At 52.9% G+C, this 20436-nt stretch carries 15 protein-coding genes; 9 read left to right on the forward strand and 6 right to left on the reverse strand.

What is annotated here, in order from left to right; genetic code table 11:
- Positions 1-7: 7 nt before the first annotated feature.
- Genes H5P27_RS07205 through H5P27_RS07225 form a run of 5 tightly spaced genes read right to left on the reverse strand, consistent with a single transcriptional unit; the run spans position 8 to position 5574 of the window.
- Positions 8-1507: a lipopolysaccharide biosynthesis protein gene (locus tag H5P27_RS07205; RefSeq protein WP_185659720.1), complete on the reverse strand. Its 1500-nt coding sequence runs from the start codon at positions 1505-1507 to the stop codon at positions 8-10.
- A complete protein-coding gene (locus tag H5P27_RS07210; RefSeq protein WP_185659721.1) occupies positions 1504-2592 on the reverse strand; it encodes a hypothetical protein in 1089 nt (362 codons plus the stop codon). Before H5P27_RS07210 ends, H5P27_RS07205 begins: the two co-directional genes overlap by 4 nt.
- Positions 2589-3512 (reverse strand): glycosyltransferase family 2 protein, encoded by a 924-nt coding sequence (locus tag H5P27_RS07215; RefSeq protein ID WP_185659722.1) that lies wholly within the window; start codon positions 3510-3512, stop codon positions 2589-2591. Before H5P27_RS07215 ends, H5P27_RS07210 begins: the two co-directional genes overlap by 4 nt.
- Positions 3493-4560, reverse strand: a complete 1068-nt coding sequence (locus tag H5P27_RS07220; protein WP_185659723.1) for a DUF354 domain-containing protein — start codon at positions 4558-4560, stop codon at positions 3493-3495. The genes H5P27_RS07215 and H5P27_RS07220 overlap by 20 nt, the downstream gene beginning before the upstream one ends.
- 3 nt (positions 4561-4563) lie before the next feature.
- Positions 4564-5574: a glycosyltransferase gene (locus H5P27_RS07225; RefSeq protein WP_185659724.1), complete on the reverse strand. Its 1011-nt coding sequence runs from the start codon at positions 5572-5574 to the stop codon at positions 4564-4566.
- A 174-nt stretch (positions 5575-5748) separates the two neighbouring features.
- On the opposite strand from H5P27_RS07225, the gene prfB reads away from it, so the two are divergent.
- The 6 genes from prfB (at position 5749) to smc (ending at position 14962) form a co-directional block, all read left to right on the forward strand.
- Positions 5749-6892, forward strand: a protein-coding gene (gene prfB / locus H5P27_RS07230; RefSeq protein ID WP_221774640.1) for a peptide chain release factor 2 whose coding sequence is annotated in 2 segments (ribosomal slippage) — positions 5749-5820 and positions 5822-6892 — 1143 coding nt in all. Because the reading frame shifts where the segments join, the coding sequence is not laid out codon by codon here.
- Positions 6893-6935: 43 nt separating this feature from the next.
- Positions 6936-7295 carry a four helix bundle protein gene (locus H5P27_RS07235; RefSeq protein WP_185659725.1) on the forward strand — a complete coding sequence of 120 codons (360 nt, stop codon included), beginning with the start codon at positions 6936-6938 and terminating at the stop codon, positions 7293-7295.
- 28 nt (positions 7296-7323) lie between these two features.
- Positions 7324-8718 (forward strand): hypothetical protein, encoded by a 1395-nt coding sequence (locus tag H5P27_RS07240; protein WP_185659726.1) that lies wholly within the window; start codon positions 7324-7326, stop codon positions 8716-8718.
- Between the two features lie 177 nt (positions 8719-8895).
- Positions 8896-9615 carry a DUF4384 domain-containing protein gene (locus H5P27_RS07245; protein ID WP_185659727.1) on the forward strand — a complete coding sequence of 240 codons (720 nt, stop codon included), beginning with the start codon at positions 8896-8898 and terminating at the stop codon, positions 9613-9615.
- Positions 9616-9631: 16 nt separating this feature from the next.
- Positions 9632-10990 (forward strand): caspase family protein, encoded by a 1359-nt coding sequence (locus H5P27_RS07250; protein WP_185659728.1) that lies wholly within the window; start codon positions 9632-9634, stop codon positions 10988-10990.
- Between the two features lie 111 nt (positions 10991-11101).
- The gene (gene smc, locus H5P27_RS07255) at positions 11102-14962 is read left to right on the forward strand and encodes a chromosome segregation protein SMC (protein WP_185659729.1); all 3861 of its coding nucleotides are present in this window, start codon (positions 11102-11104) and stop codon (positions 14960-14962) included.
- 18 nt (positions 14963-14980) lie between these two features.
- Here smc and H5P27_RS07260 read toward each other — a convergent pair whose 3' ends face one another.
- Positions 14981-17074, reverse strand: a complete 2094-nt coding sequence (locus H5P27_RS07260; RefSeq protein WP_185659730.1) for a trypsin-like serine protease — start codon at positions 17072-17074, stop codon at positions 14981-14983.
- A gap of 196 nt (positions 17075-17270) precedes the next feature.
- Between H5P27_RS07260 and H5P27_RS07265 the strand changes: the two genes are divergently transcribed.
- The 3 genes from H5P27_RS07265 (at position 17271) to H5P27_RS07275 (ending at position 20431) form a co-directional block, all read left to right on the forward strand.
- Positions 17271-17693, forward strand: coding sequence for a YraN family protein (locus tag H5P27_RS07265; protein WP_185659731.1), 423 nt, complete (start codon positions 17271-17273; stop codon positions 17691-17693).
- A gap of 168 nt (positions 17694-17861) precedes the next feature.
- Positions 17862-19403, forward strand: coding sequence for a glucose-6-phosphate dehydrogenase (gene zwf, locus H5P27_RS07270; protein ID WP_185659732.1), 1542 nt, complete (start codon positions 17862-17864; stop codon positions 19401-19403).
- A gap of 26 nt (positions 19404-19429) precedes the next feature.
- On the forward strand, positions 19430-20431 hold the full coding sequence (locus H5P27_RS07275; RefSeq protein ID WP_185659733.1) for a glucose-6-phosphate dehydrogenase assembly protein OpcA: 1002 nt from the start codon (positions 19430-19432) through the stop codon (positions 20429-20431).
- The last annotated feature ends 5 nt before the right edge of the window (positions 20432-20436 follow it).

Raw genomic sequence — 20436 nt, forward strand, 5'->3', positions numbered from 1 at the left:
AGACTCCTTATTTTGCAGCCCTCCAGAGGCTGGTTTGTCTTGTCGCAATGAAAGTCAACGGTTTCAACTCCTTAGAGGCGACTTTCTGCAGTAGCAAAAGATAGGAGAGGAAGTAGGATAGTCCTCCTAGGCAAAGCTCTGCAAACGGGTGCAGATGCAAGGTGGAGGATGAAAGCCCTCGGATGGCCAAACAGGGCACTAGCGCCACAGCGGAAGCGGCAATTGGCCTGCCTGATGCCTTCAAGAATCCATCGACCCTTGCCGGAGTTCCAGAAAAGCAGAAAGCAAGATTCGGCAGTTTGAGTAGTACTCTAGAAGTTGATACAGAAATGGCGACTCCCGTGATCCCCCAGTTTGAGCCAATAATGATAGCCGATACGAACAATAGTGTGTTGGGTATCACAGCCAGCGTTTGTCGGCCAACATGTCCCCAAGATTTGTATACCCAGCCAGTTGCGACGTTAGTTGAGGCCATCAGTGCCGCTGGAGATAATAGCTGGTAAATAAGGGCCGAGTCGCTCCATTGACTTCCTAGAAATAACTCAATGATCGAGTGAGCGTAGAAAGTACTGAAAAATATCAGCGGCGCAGAAAGGAGTGAGATTCCCTCTATGGAGGTTTCGTACAATTTCCTGTAATTGTACGGCTGGTCTTGCAGTCGTGACAGTGCGGGTATGACAGCGTTGGAAAGTGGCGAATTTATCTGTTGGATGGGCAGTAGGAGAAGGTCGTAAGCTTTTGAATAGAAACCGAGAGCTATCGTACCGAATGAAAAGCCTATGATAGCGTCATCCGCTTTCCGTGAAAAGTAGTTTATGAAATTGAATGACGTGACATTCGCTCCGAAAGCGAAAAGAGATTTCGATTTAGTAAGGTCTTTGGGCGCTGAGGGTAACCAATTGACTAGCGTCCATATCAGTATCGTTTGAGTCGCAGCTCGACTGAGTGGGATAGACACGAGAGCCCAATAGCCAGCACCGGCCAATGCGAGTATAACAGCAATCGCCAAAGATGTGACAGTCGAAACGAGGCCACGGTAGGCGGCCGTCTTCTGCTGCATCCTACGAAGGAGGATTGCGTTGTGTATAGATCCTAGGGCTGACAAAGGAAGCCCTAGGGAACTGACTGCAATGATTGCAGCAAGCCCCTTCATTTCGAAAAAGGTTTCTGCTGGGTTGCTCAGTATCCAGGCTAACATAACCAGAAAGACAGAGAGCAGGAGGTTTACCCAAAGAAGGTTTGATAGATGTTGATCAGTAATATCCCTTTTTTGGATGGATGCGGAGGCTAGGCCTAGGTCCTGAAATAAGGTGATCAAGCCGGTTGCGATTGATGCAAAAGCCACGATCCCAAAATCGTAAGGAGACAGGATTCGAGCCAACAGAGCGGTGGCTAGTACGGTTGCTAACAATCCAATCAGTTTACCAGCGAGCAAGAACGCGGATCCCGAAAGCGCCTGGCTCTCGAGTTTCTGGTAATCTTGTTCTGCTGGAGCGTGTTGTTTCATTCGTAAAGGTCGACGTATTCGACTACCTCGTACACGCGAGCTTTGGCTGTATTTGAGTCACAGGCCTGAAGCCCATAGTCGGGACCGAGCTCTCCGATTTGGCGCTGCAGCCATCTGTTGGCTTCCTGTTTCGACTTTGGGTCAAAAACTGAAATGGTGTAGGCCATCTCGAAGCCTACTGGGTTGTATTCGTAAGAGTAGGGGTTTGGTGGAGACACGTTTTGGCCATGCTTTTCGGATCGTGCGTAATCCAACGCTTTAAGAAATTTTTCGTTTTCCCAGAAAGAGTGGTTGGGGAAGTTTCGTTTTAGCGTCGAAAATGCATGCATGTTGAACGCGTGGTAGCCATGGTCCCGCTTTTTTACGTCGAGGCTTTTGAAACTGCGCTTCTTTAGCTTGTCGTATTGGAGGTAAGCAAAGTGGAAAGGGGTTCCCGGACGGAATAATCTATCGTACCATTTTAATGATATCCGATGCTGGATGAGACCATTACGATAGATTTCGAAGTGAGTGTCGATATTGTCTAGAAATCTGGATACGTCAGATTTTGCGAGTTTAGACCCGAGCTGAGCAAGGCGGGATGCGGATGCGGCGAGCCACAGTTGGTGATTGAACGTTTGGTCGATCGAAAGTATCTGACCATCTACTTCCAAACGATTCCACAAGGAATTTTTACTATCGAATCGGTGTTGCTCGTAGACTTCAAAAGCGATTTTCGCTGCTCGCTTAGATCCTAAAATTGCCGTGGCGTGACAAAGTGTTTCGATTATCCAAGCAACTCCGATCGTTCCGTTGCATTGGTCGCGACCTCGTTGATTGCGTTGATACCAATTGAAGCCTTGCGGACGATTCTCCGGAAGCAAAACGTAGGACAACGCTTTGTTCGCCGCATTTATAAAATCCTTTTCGCCCGTCCACTTGAAGCAAAAAGCCCAAAGGACTAGCCAGTGGGCAGTGTTGCGCAGCGGTAACTCTGGGTGTCCATAGGGACCGTTGCAGCCTGGAGGCATACTTCCGTCTTCGGCCTGCTCGCATAGCGCCTTGTGCGCATGATCAATAACGAATCGTTTGATATCTAAGGTCATGGTAGGCGGTTGAGATGGGTGATCGTGTAGTTTATTCGACCCAGCAAGGTTGAGCCGCGACTCCAAAGTTTCGCGCACATTTTAGCGAGTTTGCAGGGCTCCCAATCGAGAGGGGCTTGTGGGTATTGGCTGCGAAACGATTTGTTTGCGGGTTTTCCTGTTTGAAGGCTTTCTTTGATTATCTCCATCCAACTCATGCCAGATTTTCGCATCACTGGAATGTGACCTCGACCTACGCGTAGCTGTTTCACGAATACGTCTTTCCAGCTGCGAGCGGGATGTGTAACCTCAGCTTCATGGGCAAATACGAGCTTGTGGCCGGCTTTGGTGGCGCGACCTGTCCATTGGACGTCACCACCTGATTTTAGGTGGGCGGGAAATGGACCGATGCTTTCGATGACCGATCTTCTCACAAATAGATTTGCCGTTTTTGTGATACCCCGGATTTCGATGTCTCGCTCCATTTGCATGTTGGTGCGGGAATCTATGAATTCGGCTGCATTTGGTTTTTGTTGCTTGAATGTAAATCGTACATGCCCACCGGCTAGATCCGCTTTTTCTTTTTGTAAGGTGTCGACTCCGGATTTTATCCAATCAGGGCAGGGGGTGCAGTCGGAATCTGTGAAGGCGATGACGCTTCCTTGGGCGATTTTTAGCCCCTTGTTTCTCGCCGCATACGAACCTTGAATGGAACATTCTTCGGTAAAGGTGAACTTGCAGTTTAGGCTTTGGCCCGAGGAGTTGGCGACTTCTTGAGTGATATCTGTAGACCCATTGTCTACGACAATTACCTCGTAGTTGAATACTGGATAAGTTTGATTCGCTAAGGCACCGATCAAGTTGGCGATGCCTTGCGGGTCGTTGAACACCGGTATGATGACCGATACGAAGGGATGGTTTTCAGGCACTCCGTTGTTCATCGGATTGATGGAGTTGGTTTGAAAACTCGTTCACTTGCTCGACCACATACTGGGCCAAATCTTGGTGGTCTTCACAAATCTGGCTTCGTTGTTTTTCTCGGTCTTGAGAATCGAACGGTGTTTGAAGGAGGGTTTCTACTGCTTGCGAAACGCCTTCTGCACTTGAGAAGCAGAGTGGCAATCCGTAGCGACCTTGCTGGTCGACTAGGTATCCGCGTTCGTCGGTGCTGTTGACGTAGACGACCGGGGTGCCAAGGCAGGTGGCTTCGGATGCGGTCGAGGCCCCTTCTGTCACCACTAGACGAGCAAAGGCTAAGGCGTCGTGGAGCTTTTCGGGGGGAGCGGGGAAGCGGTACTGTTCCCACTCGGGAGGTAGTTTACCGCCTTCCGGAACGATGAATAGCGGGAAACGTTGAGCGAGGTCCTCGACGAGTTTGGGCGTAGCGTCGGCCAGACCCTGGTGCTTAACGTCGTGCAAGGTATCCCAAGCCGAGAGCCGCAGCAGGATGTATCCGTTTTCTTGTACGCCACCTAGTTCGCTCAATATCCCGGGATCTGGCTTGAAGTGATTTTGATGGAGAAACGTGAGTTCGTGATAGGAATTGTAGCGAATCTGTTTGGGGCCGAGCTCCTTGTAGAAGCAGTTGGGCGTGTAGATGCGTGAAGCGAAGGGATGGGCGATCCGGTGGTTGAAGGACTGGAACTCGCTATCGGTGAATATCCAACTGGGCACGCCGAGTAGGCGGGCGCTTTGGCTGTAGCTACCCATTAGGCTGAGGACGAGGTCCGGTTTGAATCTGCGAATTTGCTTCGCAACCAGCCAATGGCGTTTCGGTAACTCGACGATGGGGAAACGATTCCGTTTTCCTGCGGATGCAGCGGTGGATTGTTCGCTGTTTATCCAAGGGTAGCTTTCCAGAAGACGCTTCATCACGTCCCGGTCTCGTCCGACTACGCGGCAGCTGTGTTCCTGGTTTTGCAGGCCCTGGATGATGAACTTGAAAAAGTGGATATGGGCCGGGTGGTGTACTTCGAAAAGTATACGCATGGGCTAGTTCCTCGGACTGTTTGAGGGCGGTTTGGTGCTCTCCGAAATCCGGTGGCCGGGGCGTTCGGAGGAGTTAACGCGGAGGAGGAATTCGCTGGTGAAGCCGGTGGTGATGAGCTGGGCGGAGAAGAGAGTGGCGAGTATGCCGAGGAAGAAGAGCGGGCGGGTTCCGATGTCTACCCCGAAGAAGATTTTGGCCGCCGAAAGGTAGGAGAGGATTCCGAGCCCAAAGGCTCCGGAGATGAAACCAATGGCTCCGAAGAAGTGCCCCGGTCTCTGCAGGTAGCGGGTCAGGAGAATCACGGTTAGCAGGTCGAGCGATCCCTTGAAAAAGCGGGTCCAGCCGTATTTCGATTTGCCCTGCTCGCGTGGATGGTGGGTGACTGGGATTTCGGTTACCCGATAGCCTTCGCCGTGGGAAAGGATGGGTGTGAAACGGTGAAGTTCACCGTAGAGGTGAAGGCTCTCAACCACTTCGCGTCGGTAGGCTTTTAGGCCGCAGTTGAAATCATGCAGGCTCAGCCCCGAGGCGACGCGGGCTGCGTAGTTAAAGAAGCGTGAAGGTATGGTTTTGGAAATGGGGTCGTGCCGATCGCGTTTCCAGCCGGAAACGAGGTCATAGCCCTCGTCCAGTTTTGCCAGAAGGGCGGGAATCTCTAGCGGATCGTCCTGCAAATCGGCGTCCATGGTGACGATCAGTTGACCTTTGGCATGGGCGAATCCAGTGGCGAGCGCTTCCGCTTTGCCGAAGTTTCGACGGTGCCGAAAACCGCGCACGCTGTTTGGGAAGCGTTGGGAGAGTTTGCGGATCTCAGACCAAGAGCCGTCGCGACTTCCATCGTCGACAAAGAGGATTTCGCAGGTTTTGCCCAGCAGGGCTTCGAAAACGCCCTCGGTCAAAGCGGCGAGCGTACCCTCCTCATTGAGAAGCGGAACGACCACGGAGACCTCGACCTCAGTTTCGGAGAGGTCGGTCGCGAAGGAAAGTCGGTTGCTGGTTTCGGTTTGGTTCACGGATCGATTTCGAGACTATGTTTCTTAATCAACCTCTCTTATCGTCCGGAAAATAGAGTAATTTACCCAGCGGGACCTCTTTTTATCGGATAAGATTACTTACCGGTCGTCGGCCACGTTTTCTCGTTTTGCGGGCTTGATTAGGGAAATGGGGGCTGGGTAATGTGCTCCGCTATGATTAAGCCAGAGACCAAGGACTTGCACGACCAGATCGAGAAGAGAGCCGGATACCTATGGAGGTATCTTTGACGTCGATAAGAAGAAGTCTGAGATCACGGAGCTAGAGGAGCAGATGTCCTCGGAAACCTTTTGGAACGACCAAAAGGCGGCCCAAAAAGTCATCGCCCAGGCCAACTTGGCCAAAGGCGTGGTCAATGGAATGAGCGCATTCATGTCCAAGCTCGAAGACGCTCGAGCTATGGAAGAATTGTTGGAAGAGGAAGGCGTGGACGAACTTTCCGAAGAGGCGGAAGAGCTGCAAGCAGCGGCAGAAGCCCTGAAGGAAGAGCTCGATGAGCTGGAAATCCAGTGTTACCTCAACAAGCCGCACGACCGCTGCAACGCTCTGCTGAGCATCAATGCTGGCGCCGGTGGAACCGAAAGCTGCGACTGGGCGGATTTGCTCTACCGCATGTACAGTCGTTGGGCGGAACGCCGCGGATTCAAGGTCGAGGTCGTGGACATGTTGCCCGGTGAAGAGGCGGGTCTGGATAAGGTGACTTTGCGGATCGTGGGCGAAAACGCTTTCGGTTACGCCAACGCAGAACGCGGAGTGCATCGTTTGGTTCGCATCAGCCCGTTCGACTCCCAAAAGCGTCGGCACACCTCCTTTTGCGCTGTCGATGTGGTGGCGGAAATCGAGGACGACATCGAGATCGAGATCGACGCCAAGGATTTACGCGAGGATACCTACCGAGCTAGCGGCAAGGGCGGCCAGCATGTCAACAAGACCGACTCCGCGATTCGTCTGACTCACTTGCCGACCGGCATCGTGGTGCAGTGCCAGAACGACCGTTCTCAGCATAAGAACCGCTCCACCGCTATGAAGATGCTCAAGGCCCGTCTTTTCGAACGCCAAGAGGACGAAAAGCGTAGCGCTATGGAAAAGATGTACGGCGAGAAGGGGGAAATCGGCTGGGGCAATCAAATACGCAGTTACGTTTTCCAGCCTTACCAGATGGTGAAGGACCTGCGCACTGGAGTGGAATCGGGCAATATCCAAGCCGTGATGGACGGCGACATCGATCGATTCATATCCGGATGGTTGCGAGCCGGCTCGCCCCGCAGCCGCAACAAGGAAATCCAGATCGAGGATTGATGGTTGGGGGCTGGGTTCTGGGTGCTAGGTTCTGGGAGTGCTAATGAGTGGATATCGGGAGCTTAGGGTCTGGCAGGAAGGGAAGAGCCTAGCCGTTTCGGTATACGAGATGACTGACGACGGTTTCTGGAAATCGGACTGGGGACTTCGGGATCAGATTAGGCGTGCGGCTGTGAGCGTCCCTTCGAACATCGCTGAAGGGGAGGCTCGCAACAGCCAACGAGATTCGGTGAGGTTTTTCCAAATCGCCTTGGGAAGCCTTGCGGAGCTGTCTACCCAATTAGAGATCGCGTTTGAAATAAAATACATCGACGAATCGTTGCACACGCTCGTGCAGCAACGAATCGAAAATTTGCAGAAAAGCCTAGGAGCTCTAGTCAAATGCCGCTCCAAGCAGTTTTGACCAGCACCCAGCACCGATTTCCAACCACATGAAGCTCGAAGCACTTAAAAACGCCTTTTCCGAAACGGAATTGTTTGAAGGCAAGACTTGGCGCATGTCGCCCGAGCCTTGGCGACTGACGCCTGAGATTGTCTCCAAGTTGGAGGAAATCGGGCAGGCTAGCCTCGAGTTTTACCAAGCTCTGGAGATTCTCTATCGCCGCTCTTTCGAGGGGAAGAAGCTGCTGCGGAATCGCGAACTCCACGCTCCTTGGGTCGCGGAATACCTAGATCGTGGCAAGTCGAAGGAGCTGGTTAAGATTTGTAGAAGCAAGGCGAGCAAAGGCGCTTTGCCTCCTGTGATCCGTCCGGATCTTCTGGTGACGCAAGAAGGGTTCGCCTTGTCGGAATTGGATTCTGTGCCGGGCGGGATAGGTCTCACCGCTTACTTGAATCAGCTTTATCAGGATTCAGGAGCCGAGGGAACACTCGGAGCGGATGGAGCGATGGAAGAAGCGTTTTACCGTTCGGTTGCCTCGCTCGCTCCTAATGAGCGCAACCCAGTTATCGCTCTCGCGGTGAGTGAAGAGGCGGCTACCTACAAGCCAGAGATGGACTGGCTGGCGGAGCGTCTGCAGCGTCGTGGTTACCGAGTTTACAGCCTGTGGGTGGATCAGATTTTCCCGCTCGGTGGTTCGGTGCATTTCGATATCGAAGGAAGTCCGGAAAAGATCGATGTCGTGTATCGTTTTTTCGAGCTCTTCGACCTGCCGAACTTGCCAACGGCGGAGTACATTTTCGAAGCGGTGGAGAAGGGGGAAGTCGCCATGACGCCGCCTGCGAAGCCGTTTTTGGAAGAGAAGATGGGCATGGCTCTCTTTCACCATCACCTGCTGGAGGATTTCTGGAAGGAGAACATCAGCAAGAAGAGCCTGAAGGTATTGAAGGCTTTGATACCGCAATCTTGGGTGGTCGATCCGGCCCCGTTGCCGCCAGGAGCGGTGCTAGATGGGCCGGTTGCTCAGGGTAAGGCTCTGCAGTCTTGGATGGACCTCGCGGAAGCGAGCCAGAAGGAGCGTAATCTCGTGCTCAAGATTTCAGGCTTCCATGAAACCGCGTGGGGATCTCGCAGCGTGGTAATCGGCAACGACGTTTCCCGCGAGGACTGGAAAGAGGCTTTGCAGGAGGCGGTGGACATGGCGGAAACCCATCCGCACGTGCTGCAGGAGTTTAAGAAGTCGGTCCGACTCAAGCACCCGCTCTACGGAGAAAATGGGGAAGTCTACGAGGCTAGCGGTCGCCTACGGCTGAACCCGTACTATTTCGTGGAAGGGGATACCGTGAAGTTGGCCGGAGCTTTGGCTACTTTTTGCCCGCCTGATAAAAAGATTATACACGGGATGGAGGACGCGGCTATGCTGCCGTGTCGAGTGGAAGAAAGCTAAACGACGAAAACCGAGCGGGGCGAATCGGGGAGCTCTTTACGGTTTGAGCAGAGCGGTGTGGCTTAGATGTAATTAAGCCGAGCTAAGCGTAGGCATTAACTCGCCTTAAGTCTTGCGACTGATGGGGGTGCAGCTAGACTGGGTTTATCCTTCTTTTGCCTGCAACCGTTTCCGGTCATGTCATCCCCCTCCGATGAATCGTCGAACGACAGCCTGCTGCGATCAATCGTAGACAGGATAAGTAGCGAGTTTTTGCTCTTCTGCATCGTTATCTGCCTTCTGATTATCGCTATTTTGAAAGTGGCGAATGTCGATGTAGCGCTTCCGATCGGAGCGGTGCTATTGGTTTTCTTGGTGGGGACTTGGGTTTATTCCCGAAATCAATCGCCCAAAGCCGAAGTCAAAGCAGCCTTCAAGGAAGTGCCTGATTCGAAAAGTGAAAAGCTCGGGGTCGATGTCTGGGTTAAACATGTGAATGGGGCGGTGAGCGATGTTTTCCGTTTAGGCGATCAAGTCCGAGTCTGCGTCAAGGCGACTCGCGAGTGTTATTTGACTTTGCTCAATCTCGCGAGTGACGGAGAGTTGACCATCCTATTCCCAAATCGGCACAACCAGAACAACCGCATCCAAGGAGGCATGACGCACGAAATCCCATCGGACGGCTACGGGTTTAACATCATCTTAGAGGAGCCGGTAGGGATTGAGAGTGTGAAAGCGATTGTAACGCTTGACCCTAAGCCACTGCTAAAAACGCAGTTCAATGAGGATGGCGATTTTTTCAAATCGGTTGCCCCGACTGCGACTCCACGTGCCATGCGGGTGGTCGCTGCAGAGGTGAAGAAACTGGATAACGAAAACTGGGCTGCCGCTTCGGCTAAATTTGAAGTCAGCAAATAGCTAACCTGTATTTGATATGTCGCGACAAGATGCTTACGCCTTGGTCATAGGAATTGGTCAGTATCGGGATGAAGCCATCACCCCGCTGCGTTTCACCAATGCCGACGCGAAGGCTTTCGCCGAACTCTTGGTGGACGACGATATTTGCGGCGTGCCGGAGGAGAATGTGCGTTTGTTGGTGGATGAAGAAGCGACGCTATTCGCGATTAAGGATTCCATAAGCGATTGGCTGTCTAGAAAGGTGGGGCCTGATTCGACGGCTATCATTTATTATGCGGGGCATGGGGATGTGGAACCCGACCGCACTCAGTCCTCTCACGACGGCATCGCCAACTATTTGCTGCCCTACGACACGAGTTCTACCAACCTCTACGCCTCCGCTCTTTCGAAGGAGGAGTTCCAAGGCTTGGTAAACACAGTCCGCTGCAAGCGGAGCGTTATCCTGATGGATGCCTGCCACTCCGGAGGAGTGGCCACGGCCGGCAGTCGCAAGATGCGGGTGGGCTACAGTCAGGACATTTACTCCAGCTTGGCGGAAGGAGCGGGTAGCACCGTGATCGCTGCCTCGGCACCCAACCAGCTCTCTTGGGAAGACGAGAATTTGGGGCACGGCATCTTCACCTACCATTTGCTGGAAGCGTTGCGAGGAGAGGCGGATGCGGATGGTGATGGCCGCATCAGCATGATCGAAGTGTTTGATTACCTGAAGCGGAAGGTTCCCGAGAGTGCTCGCAAATTAGGTGGCGCGGAACAAACACCGGTCTTCAAGGCGGATATGTCCGAGGACATCGTCCTGACTGTAAATCCCGAACGCATTGCCCGCATCGCCGAGGAAGAGGCCGAAAAGGCAGCCGCGGAGCAGGCCAGGATTCGCGAGGTGCGGGAGAAGCTTTTCAATTTTGAGAAGGACAACGCTTTGCCCGCTCGTGCTCACAATCGAGTGAACCTTTTGATCGAAAAGCATCCCTCTCAGCTGACGGCCAAAGAGAAAAGCATTTTGGAGCTCATGAATGCCATGTGTCTGGGGATCGTCTCGGTGGATACTTTCGTCGAGCATTGCGACGAGAGCGTCGATCCTCCCGGCCCAACCCCAGTACCGGGTCCGAAACCGATCCCTCAGCCACCGCCGCCCTCGACGGAGGAGGTGAGCTCCGGTCTGAATTTGGCCATGATTCTCTGTTCGCTCTTCATGCCGCTAGTGGGATTCATCGCTGGACTGATCTTTTTGGGTCAGCAGGTTGAGCCGAAAAAGAAAGCCGGGAAGCGGTGGATTATCATCAGCTGCGTGGCATTCGTGCTCTGGTTTCTCTTGGGGGCCTGCGCGGTGATGTTGGGGGCTTTGGACCAAGGGCTCTCCAATCCTTATTACTATTAGCCGAAGGGTCCGAGTTATTCGCAAAGTTGTTCACCCTTTGTTCTGCGACTTATTCACATTTAGGGTTTGGGGTTGTCAGTAACTTGGCGGCTCTTTGAATTTCGCCTCTTTATGTATCTGAGCGCCCTCAAAGTTAACGGCTTCAAAAGCTTTGCCGACCATACGCACCTGAAATTCAACAAAGGCGTAACGGCTGTGGTGGGCCCCAATGGTTGCGGAAAGAGCAACATCGCGGACTCCATTCGTTGGGTATTAGGAGAGCAGAGCGCCAAAGCCCTTCGTGGGGGCAAGATGCAGGACGTCATTTTCGAGGGGTCCGACAAGCGCAAGCCGCTCAATATCTGCGAAGTTTCGATTACTTTGACCGATTGCGAGCAGGAGTTGGGTAGCGATTTCAACGAAGTCGAAATTTCCCGTAAGGTGCACCGCGATGGCGGGAGCAACTATTATATCAATGGCAAGGCTTGCCGCCTGAAGGACATTCAGCGCCTTTTCATGGATACCGGTATTGGCCGGACTTCCTACTCGATCATGGCTCAGGGCCAGATTGACCAAATCCTCTCCTCCAAGCCAGAAGAGCGCAGAGCGGTATTTGAGGAAGCGGCGGGCATTTCTAAGTACAAGGCCCAGCGCAAGGAGACCATGAACAAGCTGGCCCACGTGGAGGCCAACTTGGCTCGAGTCACCGATGTAGTCGCAGAAATAGGTCGTCAAATCGGAAGCCTCAAACGCCAGGCGACCAAGGCGATCCGTTACAAGAAACTTAGCCACAAGCTGCGGCACCTCGACATCGGCTACAGCGCTTACCAGTACCAGACCATGAGCGCTTCGCTCGATTCGGTCGACCAGTCTTCCAACGAACTGCAGATCGAAGTGGATGAGCTGGCCACCGATTTGGAAAACAAGGAAGGCAGCCTCGTTGTCTACAAGGAGGAGCGACAGGCCTTGATCCAAAAGGTGCAGGATTCCCAGCAGTCCGTTTTCGACCTGCGAAGCATGAAGGAACAGGCCAGCAACGCGGCCGACATGGCTCAAATAAAAATCGCCTCCATGGGAGAGCGTATCGAGCAGGCCAATCAGGACATCCATTCTTTCGAAGTTCAGTTGGGTGAAATCGCTAGCCGCTTCGACGAGCACAATTCAGACAAGGAAATGCACTTGGACGTCCTAGGGAATTCGGACGAAATCTTCCAAGAGCGAAACCGTGACCTTTCCGAAATTGAAGAACGCCTTCGTGTCGCGGAATCCCAGATACAGCAGCTCCGCGTGGCATCTCAGGATGCGGAGCGAGCCAGCTCTCGCTGTCGTGAAACACTCTCGGCAATCGAGGTCGAAGCGGGCACTAGTCGAAATCGCTTGATGCGTTTGGAAGAAGAGTTGGCCGAGCAAGGCGAAAGCCAAGCAGAAGCGACGCAAGCCCTCTCGGAATTCCAAGAGCGATTGCAGGCGGTCCGCGGTTTGCAGGAGCAACTGCAAGGCGACCTCGAATCCGCCCGCGATGCGGTCTCGGAAAAACGCGATGCTTTCAAGGCGGCTCAAGCCCGTATCCAGGAAGTGGATCGCGGCGTCGCCCAAAAATCCGCTCGTGTTAAGCTCCTGCAGCAACTGCAGGAGAAATTGGAAGGCTATGGCGAAGGAGCCAAAGCCTTGCTCAAAGGTAAGCTGAAAGGCTCCCTCGAAGGACAGGCATTTGAGCCGCTGACTATCGATCTGTCAGTTAAAGACGGATACGGCCCTGCGGTAGAGGCCTTGCTTGGATCCGCAATGGAAGCAGTCGCTGTGGGTGACGCTGACACTGTGGTGGAGATCTTCCAACAATTGGAAGAAGGAAAGATCGGACGAGCTTGCGTGCAGTTGCAGTCTAGCCCGATTGAAGAAACGCCTGCTTCGAATTTGCCTGATTGGCTCAAGCCCGCAGCGGATTTGGTGACGCTCAAGGACGACGCTTCCCATGCTTCTCTGAGAGCGGTTTTGGCTTCTTGTTACATCGTCGATGAAATGTCTGCGTTCCTGAAGTGGCGCGAAGAGAATCAGTCTTTCCGCTTTTTGCAGGTCGCTTCCAGAAAAGGCGAGACGATCGATGCCCGCGGACTGGTGACGGGTGGCTACAAAGGCAAAGTCAAAAATAGCAGTATCCTGCAGCGTGAGGTTGAGCTCAAGCAGACTCAGAAAGAACTCGAAGAAGAGCAAAAGGCTTTGGAAGCCGCTCGTGCAGAAGCGGACAAGGTAAACCAAGAGCTGGAGTCCGCAGAAGAACAAGTTGAACGCAAGCGGGCTGAAATTTCAGAGGCGAACCACGAATTGTCATCGCTACAAGCTGAGGAGCGAAATGCTCAGAAGCTGGTGCAGGAACAGAAAATGCGAGCCGAGCGTTTGGAACGTGAACGCATTAGTTTAGAAGATGCTCAAGCGGCTTCCACGGAACGGCTAGAAGAGGCAAAGTCTCGACTGGCTCAAGAACTTGAACGACTCGAGAGCAGCCGTATCCAGTTGGAAGAGACGGAGTCGGGCATCGGAGAGATCCGTGCTGAGCGCGACGAAAAACGCGAAAATCTGACCCAAGCGAAGTTCGACCTGCAAGAGAAGAAGCAGAAGCTCGACGTTATCACTCGAGGTTTGGTGGAGATGGAGCAGCGTCGCAACGAGCTAACTCGTTTGATCGAAACCAAGACGCGTGACATTCAGAATTGGGAAGAGCAGTCTGACTCCCTTAAAGACGAAATCGCTCAAGCGGAAGAGCGTAGTGGCTCTGTGGATGCGGAGCTCGAAGAGGCGAAGATCTTGGTCAATACCACCCGCGAATCTTTGGCAGGCGTAGAAGAGAAGATCGGCGTCTTGGAGCGTGAGCAAAACGAGCTGCGAATCCGAGTCGACGAACTGAAAGGAAATCTTGGTAGCCAGCAGGTTCAAATCGCCGAGAAGCGTTCTCGCCTCGAATTTATTCAAGAAGAGATCACCCGAGAGTACGGGCAGGACCTAACGAAGACGGATTGGAAGTGGCAACTTTGGAAGGCCCGCCAACCGGTGGAGGATTTGCCAGTACTCGATGAGGATGACGACGAAGATGAGGACTCTTCTACGGTAGTTGCTCTGCCGGATGCTGAAAGCGAAGCCGAAGAGACGGCGGAAGAACAGGAATCGGAAGCTGCGGAAGAGGTGGTTTCGGAGGAAGAATCGGAAACTGCCGAAGAAGAGGAAGCTGTGGAGCCGCTCTCCAAACAGCGTGCTCCTACTCCGGAGGAACGAGAGGAGTTGGAGAGTACCAACTGGAACGCCATCAAACGCGAAGTCGAAACGCTGCGTAAGCGTGTGCAAAGTATGGGGACGGTGAATACCGACGCGATTGCCGAGTATGGAGAATTGCGAGAGCGTCACGGATTCCTGAAGAGCCAGTACGACGACTTGGTTTCGTCCAAAGAAAAGCTGGTCGAAGCGATCGATGAGATTAATCACAAGTCGCGTGAGCAGTTTTCGGATACGTTCGTGAAAATTCGTGAAAACTTTAAGCACACCTTCTCCACTCTGTTCCATGGAGGTAAGGCTGACTTGCAGCTCATCGAAACGGATGACGTGCTGGAAAGCGGAATCGAGATCGTGGCTCAGCCTCCGGGCACGAAGCTCAAGGGAGTTAGCTTGCTCTCTGGTGGACAGAAGACGATGACTGCGGTCGGTCTCCTGTTCGCGATCTATATGGTCAAGCCATCGCCTTTCTGTTTGTTGGACGAACTGGACGCTCCGCTCGACGAGTCGAACATTGGCCGCTTCACGACGCTGCTAAAGCAGTTCACCAAGCAGTCCCAATTCATCATCATCACGCACAACAAGCGTACGATCGCCGCTGCCCAGGCTATCTACGGAGTGACCATGGAGGAGAAGGGCGTATCCAAGGTGGTCAGCATGAAGTTTAACAGCGAGCACGAGGATCCCGATATGGTGAAGCTCGATCTGGAGAAGGAAGCGGCGAGTGCCTGAGGTGAGAGCTGATCTTGGTCAGCGAGGATCGGTGTTGGATCCGACTACGGTGATCTCGTAGTTTTCGACTTGGGTCTCGTCGTAGTTGTATATATCAACTGAATACCTCTCGCCGGGCTCCGCTTCGATGGTGATTTCGGTATACTCGGATCCGTATTCGAATTCAAGAGGCTCAGTAGCGCTTCCTTTGTAGACGGCGACTCCGGGACTGAAGAAAAATCCTTCTACCTTGAACGTGATATAGGCGTAGTCGTCGTTGTTGTAGATGCTCATCGTTTCGTAGCGGATGAGTCGATTGTCGCTGGTCGTGTAGGAGTTGTCCGCTCTGGTGATGCCTCTTTGTTGCGTGGAATCGAAGCTGAGCGGAAGGGAGGTGTGTCGCTCAAGCGTTAGCTCGAAAGAGCCAGTGGCGTCTTTTTCGAAGTTTAGGATACCGATGATCCCTTCTTCTAAGTCTTCTGTCGCTACGATAAGCGTATCGGTCTGGTTTCTCCAACCTTGGTCCGCGTAGGCTGTGACGTGTCCGAAGGTTTTATCGAATACAGTAATCTCTCCGTCGAAAGTCGGCAGAAGGGTCAGTTTTGCCTCGGTGGAAGCCGGGAAAGAAACGGTGTCGATCAGTTCGATTCGCGTGTATTCGTTTCGATAAGGGAAAGAGTCTTCGGTCAAATTGCCGGTTATGGTGGTGCCGGAATCAATCTCTTGAGTGGGCTCCGGCACTAAACCAATGGTGGTGGCCCCGTAGTACTCCTGCACGTCGAGCCAGTAGTTGTAGTCGGAGGAGGGAGTAAATTGGTAGTCGTCTAGAAGTGTTGTGACACCGGTTTCCTTGTTCTGCTCCAGAAGTCGCATGAAGGAATACTCCGAGCTTCTCAGGCCATAGGTGCGGCCTTCTTCAAAGGGGCCGAGCAAGGTTGTGGCAAGTCGACCGGTCGGGGTTTCTCGGCTGGGGAGTTGTTGAAGCTTTATAATCTGAAAAGGAGATAGCTTGAAGAAGGGGCGGGAGTACTGAGGCGTTTCTGTGAGGTTTAGCTTGGCGAGGGAGACATTTCGATCGGGCTCCGGGGATAGTTGGTCGTCTTTGTAGATCAGGTAGAAGGAGCCGTCGCCCACGGTCCGGAACGAATCCGGATCTAGCATATTCAGGCTCATGGCGATGTTTCCCTCGCTCGATCCATAGATTGGAGAGACACGTTCCAAGAATTCGGTAGAGTTATGGGCCAAAGGCCAAACGCGGTAGCCCGCTACGGTCGATCCATCGCTTTGTTCGAAGATCTTGATTCGATCCATAGGGCTTGGGACCTCAGGATCGCTATTTGTGGAACCAAGGATTTCGTCTACCCAGTCGATGACGCTGGCGATGTTGGTGTAGAAGGGGGTGTTTATGCCGTCTTCAATACTGCGAACGGAATGGCTCGTTACACCAACAGCTGTCCAGCCGTCATCGTCCTCATTTCTCATTAAGAGCGGGCTTCCGCTGTCACCGGAGTTGATGCCCTGGCTCGTCAGTCCAGTCTCTGTTGAGATGAAGTAGTCGTATTTCGGATGATCGTCCTCGTATTCGACGATCTCTCGGAGAGCGAGCTCCAGCTCCTGCAACTGGGCGGTATCCTCGTCCTCGCTGTAACTGGTCAATCCCCAGCCTATCGCGGTGGTAGATCTATTGGGCACCAGTCTCTCCAGGGCTCGATTTATAGAGAGCGGTTCTACGTCTTCGATAGCGGGTTCAATTTCGATGAGAGCCAGGTCGGATCCACGACCTATGCGGCGAGGCTGGTAGGAAGGGTGGAGGTGAATGCTGCGTGGGAAGACTGGAACGAAGTCGGCTTCAAGGTTAGTATTGCCCACCATGATTTCCATTTCGGGAATATCATAGGTCTCTAGGCAGTGGGCGGCGGTAAGGATCCAGTTTGGAGCAACCAAGGCGCCTCCGCAGAATTGGCGATCAACCGCGTCCAGCGAACTGTCGATAAGGAGGAGAGCTGCCATCCAAGGATAGTCGCCCTCTGCTGCATCTTCACCCCCGACTATGGAAGGCTTCAGGATTTCGTCTGCTTGCAGGCTGGAAGTTGCCGCCAAGAAAGAGAGGGCTAAGAGGGCGCTTGCTTTCACACTATGGTATACCGATTGAGAATAAGTGTTGGATGCTAGGTATTTACTGCAGGCTGACAATCAATGATTTCGTTTCGTTCCCTAAAAATAGGCGTACGACGTTGGCCATTATGTCCATTGCTTGAGTCCCTCGACTCTGACGTTTGTTGCCGACTCCCTCCTTGACCCAGACTCTGTAACCCGTTTGTAACCATGGATGCTCAGCTCTCTCAAACGTCTATTTGGCCGCAAGGAAACGGAGTCGGCCGCCATAGGCCGAAGGGGGGAGCGCGAGGCGGAGAAACTGCTCAAGAAGAAGGGCTTAATGATTCTCGCCCGTAACTGGCGCAGCGGCCGAGACGAGATCGATATTATTTGTCTCGACGGGAAGGCAGTCGTTTTCGTGGAGGTCCGTACTCGCAGTGTGGATGCCTTGGTGAGTGGTTACGACTCCATCAACCGCCGGAAGCGTGAAGCGTTGAAACGGGTTTGCCGTTCCTATTTCGCGAAGATGAAGCCCAGACCGATCACCTTGCGATTCGACGTGGTGGAAGTGGAGCATCAGGAAGGCACGATCGGGAAAGTTAGGCATTTTAGCGATGTGCCGCTATTTTCCAAAGCGGTTAATCGTAGTATATAGCTAGAAGGAAGACCCTTCAGGCGGATCTTCATAAAATTTGTTCAGGTATCGCGATAGCGGGATTCATAGTGGCCCGTTTCTCTCTAAATTCCCTGTCATACGCTCTTTACACAGACCTGCCTGCCCTCAATTTCTAGGGAGCTTTTCTAACCGCCTAATATATAGTTTATGTCACAGGAAACTCGTCACCCATTTCTCCAGGGGCTCAGCAAGCACCGAGGTGTCCAGCCAACCATTATCACGATTTTCGGCGCGTCCGGAGACCTTTGCGCCCGTAAGCTGGTGCCTGCCATTTACAACCTGGCGGTGGACAATCTATTGCCTGCTGACTTTTACCTCATCGGGTTCGGTCGAAAGCCAATCCCGGACGAGGAGTTCCGCTCCATGGCTTCGGAAGCGATTTCGAGCTTCTCCCGCCGTCCCTTGAACAAGGAGATTTGGGACCGGATCGAGAAGAACACTTTCTATTGTTCCGGAGGCTACGACGAGGAAGAGGGCTTCCAGAAACTTAGCGACAAGATTGACTCGATCGAGAAGGAATCAGGTCGTGAGATGCAAAGCGTTTTCTACGTATCTACTCCTCCTTCTGTTTTCGACCCGATCGTCAAAAATCTCGGAAAGGTCGGCCTCGCTACCAAGTATCAAGATTCAAGCAAGCACACCAAGGTCGTCATCGAAAAACCTTTTGGTAAGGACCTCGAATCCGCCCAAAACTTGAACCGAGCGATCCAGGGTGTCTTTCAGGAGCGTCAGGTGTATCGAATCGATCACTACCTCGGCAAGGAGACTGTGCAGGATCTGTTGGTACAACGTTTCGCCAATTCCATTTTCGAGCCGCTGTGGAACCGCAACTATGTGGACAACGTGCAAATAACGGTGGCGGAGAGTTTGGGTGTTGGAACCCGTGGCGGCTACTACGAGCAGAGCGGGGCGACTCGTGACATGATTCAAAATCATACCATGCAGTTGTTAGCCCTGACTGCTATGGAAGCTCCTGCATCTCTCGATGCGGAATCGATTCGCGACGAGAAGGTGAAACTGCTGAAGGCGATCAAGCCCTTGAAACTTGGATACGACAACCCGGACGTGGTGCGGGCCCAGTATCATGAAGGCTTGATTGGTGGCAAAAAGGTTACTGGGTACCGCGACGAAGAAGGCGTCTCGCCACAGTCGGAGACAGAAACCTACGCGGCACTTAGGCTTTCCATCAACAACTGGCGTTGGCAGGGAGTCCCTTTCTATCTCCGCTCAGGCAAACGCATGGCTCGCCGTGTAACGGAAATCGCGATACAATTTAAGCGTCCGCCATCGTCACTTTTCAGCGAAAACGAAATGATCAATTTGGCGAACAACTCCTTGGTTTTCCAAATACAGCCAGACGAAGGTTCGACCATCTTGCTCAACGGAAAAATTCCCGGCCTGCAGACTCGTACGCAGCCCGTTAAGATGCACTTCCGCTACTCCACGACTTTTGGGTCCAATACGCCGGAGGCTTACGAACGCCTTGTTCTCGACGCTATGATCGGTGATGGAACGCTTTTCATTCGTGGTGACGAAACGGAAGCGTCCTGGAATCTGATCACGCCGCTTCATGAATTCTGGAAGTCGGAAGGGCAGCGCGGAATCGAAACCTACGCGTCGGGCTCTTGGGGACCGAGCGCTTCCGATCGCATGCTCTGGCAAAATAGCCACGAGTGGCGTCGTCCTTAATTCTTCGATACCAACCCAGTACGCAAATGAGCGATACAAACACCGTATACGAAGCCTTGCCTGGGCTGTCGGTTCCGCTCGGAAACGCCATGAAGGAATTGACCGCTATGTGGTCGCCTGAGGACGAGTCCGGCAAGAGTAGGGACAACGAGTACCGTGCTTCCCGCATGAATCTGATCGTGCATATCGGATTCGAAGCGAGCGTGGAAGAGGCCAAAGAGCTCTTTCAGACTGTGATCGAGTTCTCGCACCGCTATCCTTGCCGCATGATTGTGCTTTGTCCGCAGCCTGAGTCTTGGGAGTCCAAGGAAGACATGAGCTGCAAGATCTTTTCTGAGTGTGTATTTGGAAAAGGTGCCGGCGGTATGAGCTGTTGCGAGGTGTTGATTCTTGGATACACCTTGCACGACCGCCGTTTTCTCGAAAATCAGGTTTCAATCTTTTTGGAGGCGGACTTGCCTACTTATTATTGGCCGACGCGATTTGGTTCAGCGGAAGCCTTGTCCGATTACAAATTCTTCTTCTCGCAGGCGGAACGGATCTTGTTTGATTCAACAGTGGAGTCTTTCTCGCTCGACCAGCTCGAAGTGCCAAAAGGCGATAAGGTTCACGATCTTTCGTTTTCTCGCCTATTACCGGTGCGGCAGTGTATGGGGCAGTTTCTGAGTGCCTTCCCGAAAGAGACTATTGTGGAAGGCTTGCAGAAGGTAACTCTCGCTGCTCCTCCATCTTTCAAGTGCGAAGGGAAGGCTCTCATGAAGTGGGTAGATATGGCTGTTACGGCCTGTTTCGGTTCTTCTGAAGAGAGAGGCGAGCAGGTCGCATTCGAACAAAGCGAGTCGGAGGAAGGTGCTCCTGTCATCAGATTTGAATACGACAGCGATCGCTACATCACCTTCACTTTTGACCTGAGCAAAAGCGAAGCCCACGTGGAGGGAGATCTTGGCAACGGTAAACAAGAACTGACTACAGGAGTACGTTTGCTCGACGCGGAGACTGCTTTGGCTGAAGCTCTGTTTTTTGGCTGATTTGA

Source organism: Pelagicoccus albus (assembly GCF_014230145.1).
In the GTDB taxonomy this organism is placed as follows: Bacteria; Verrucomicrobiota; Verrucomicrobiia; order Opitutales; family Opitutaceae; genus Pelagicoccus; species Pelagicoccus albus.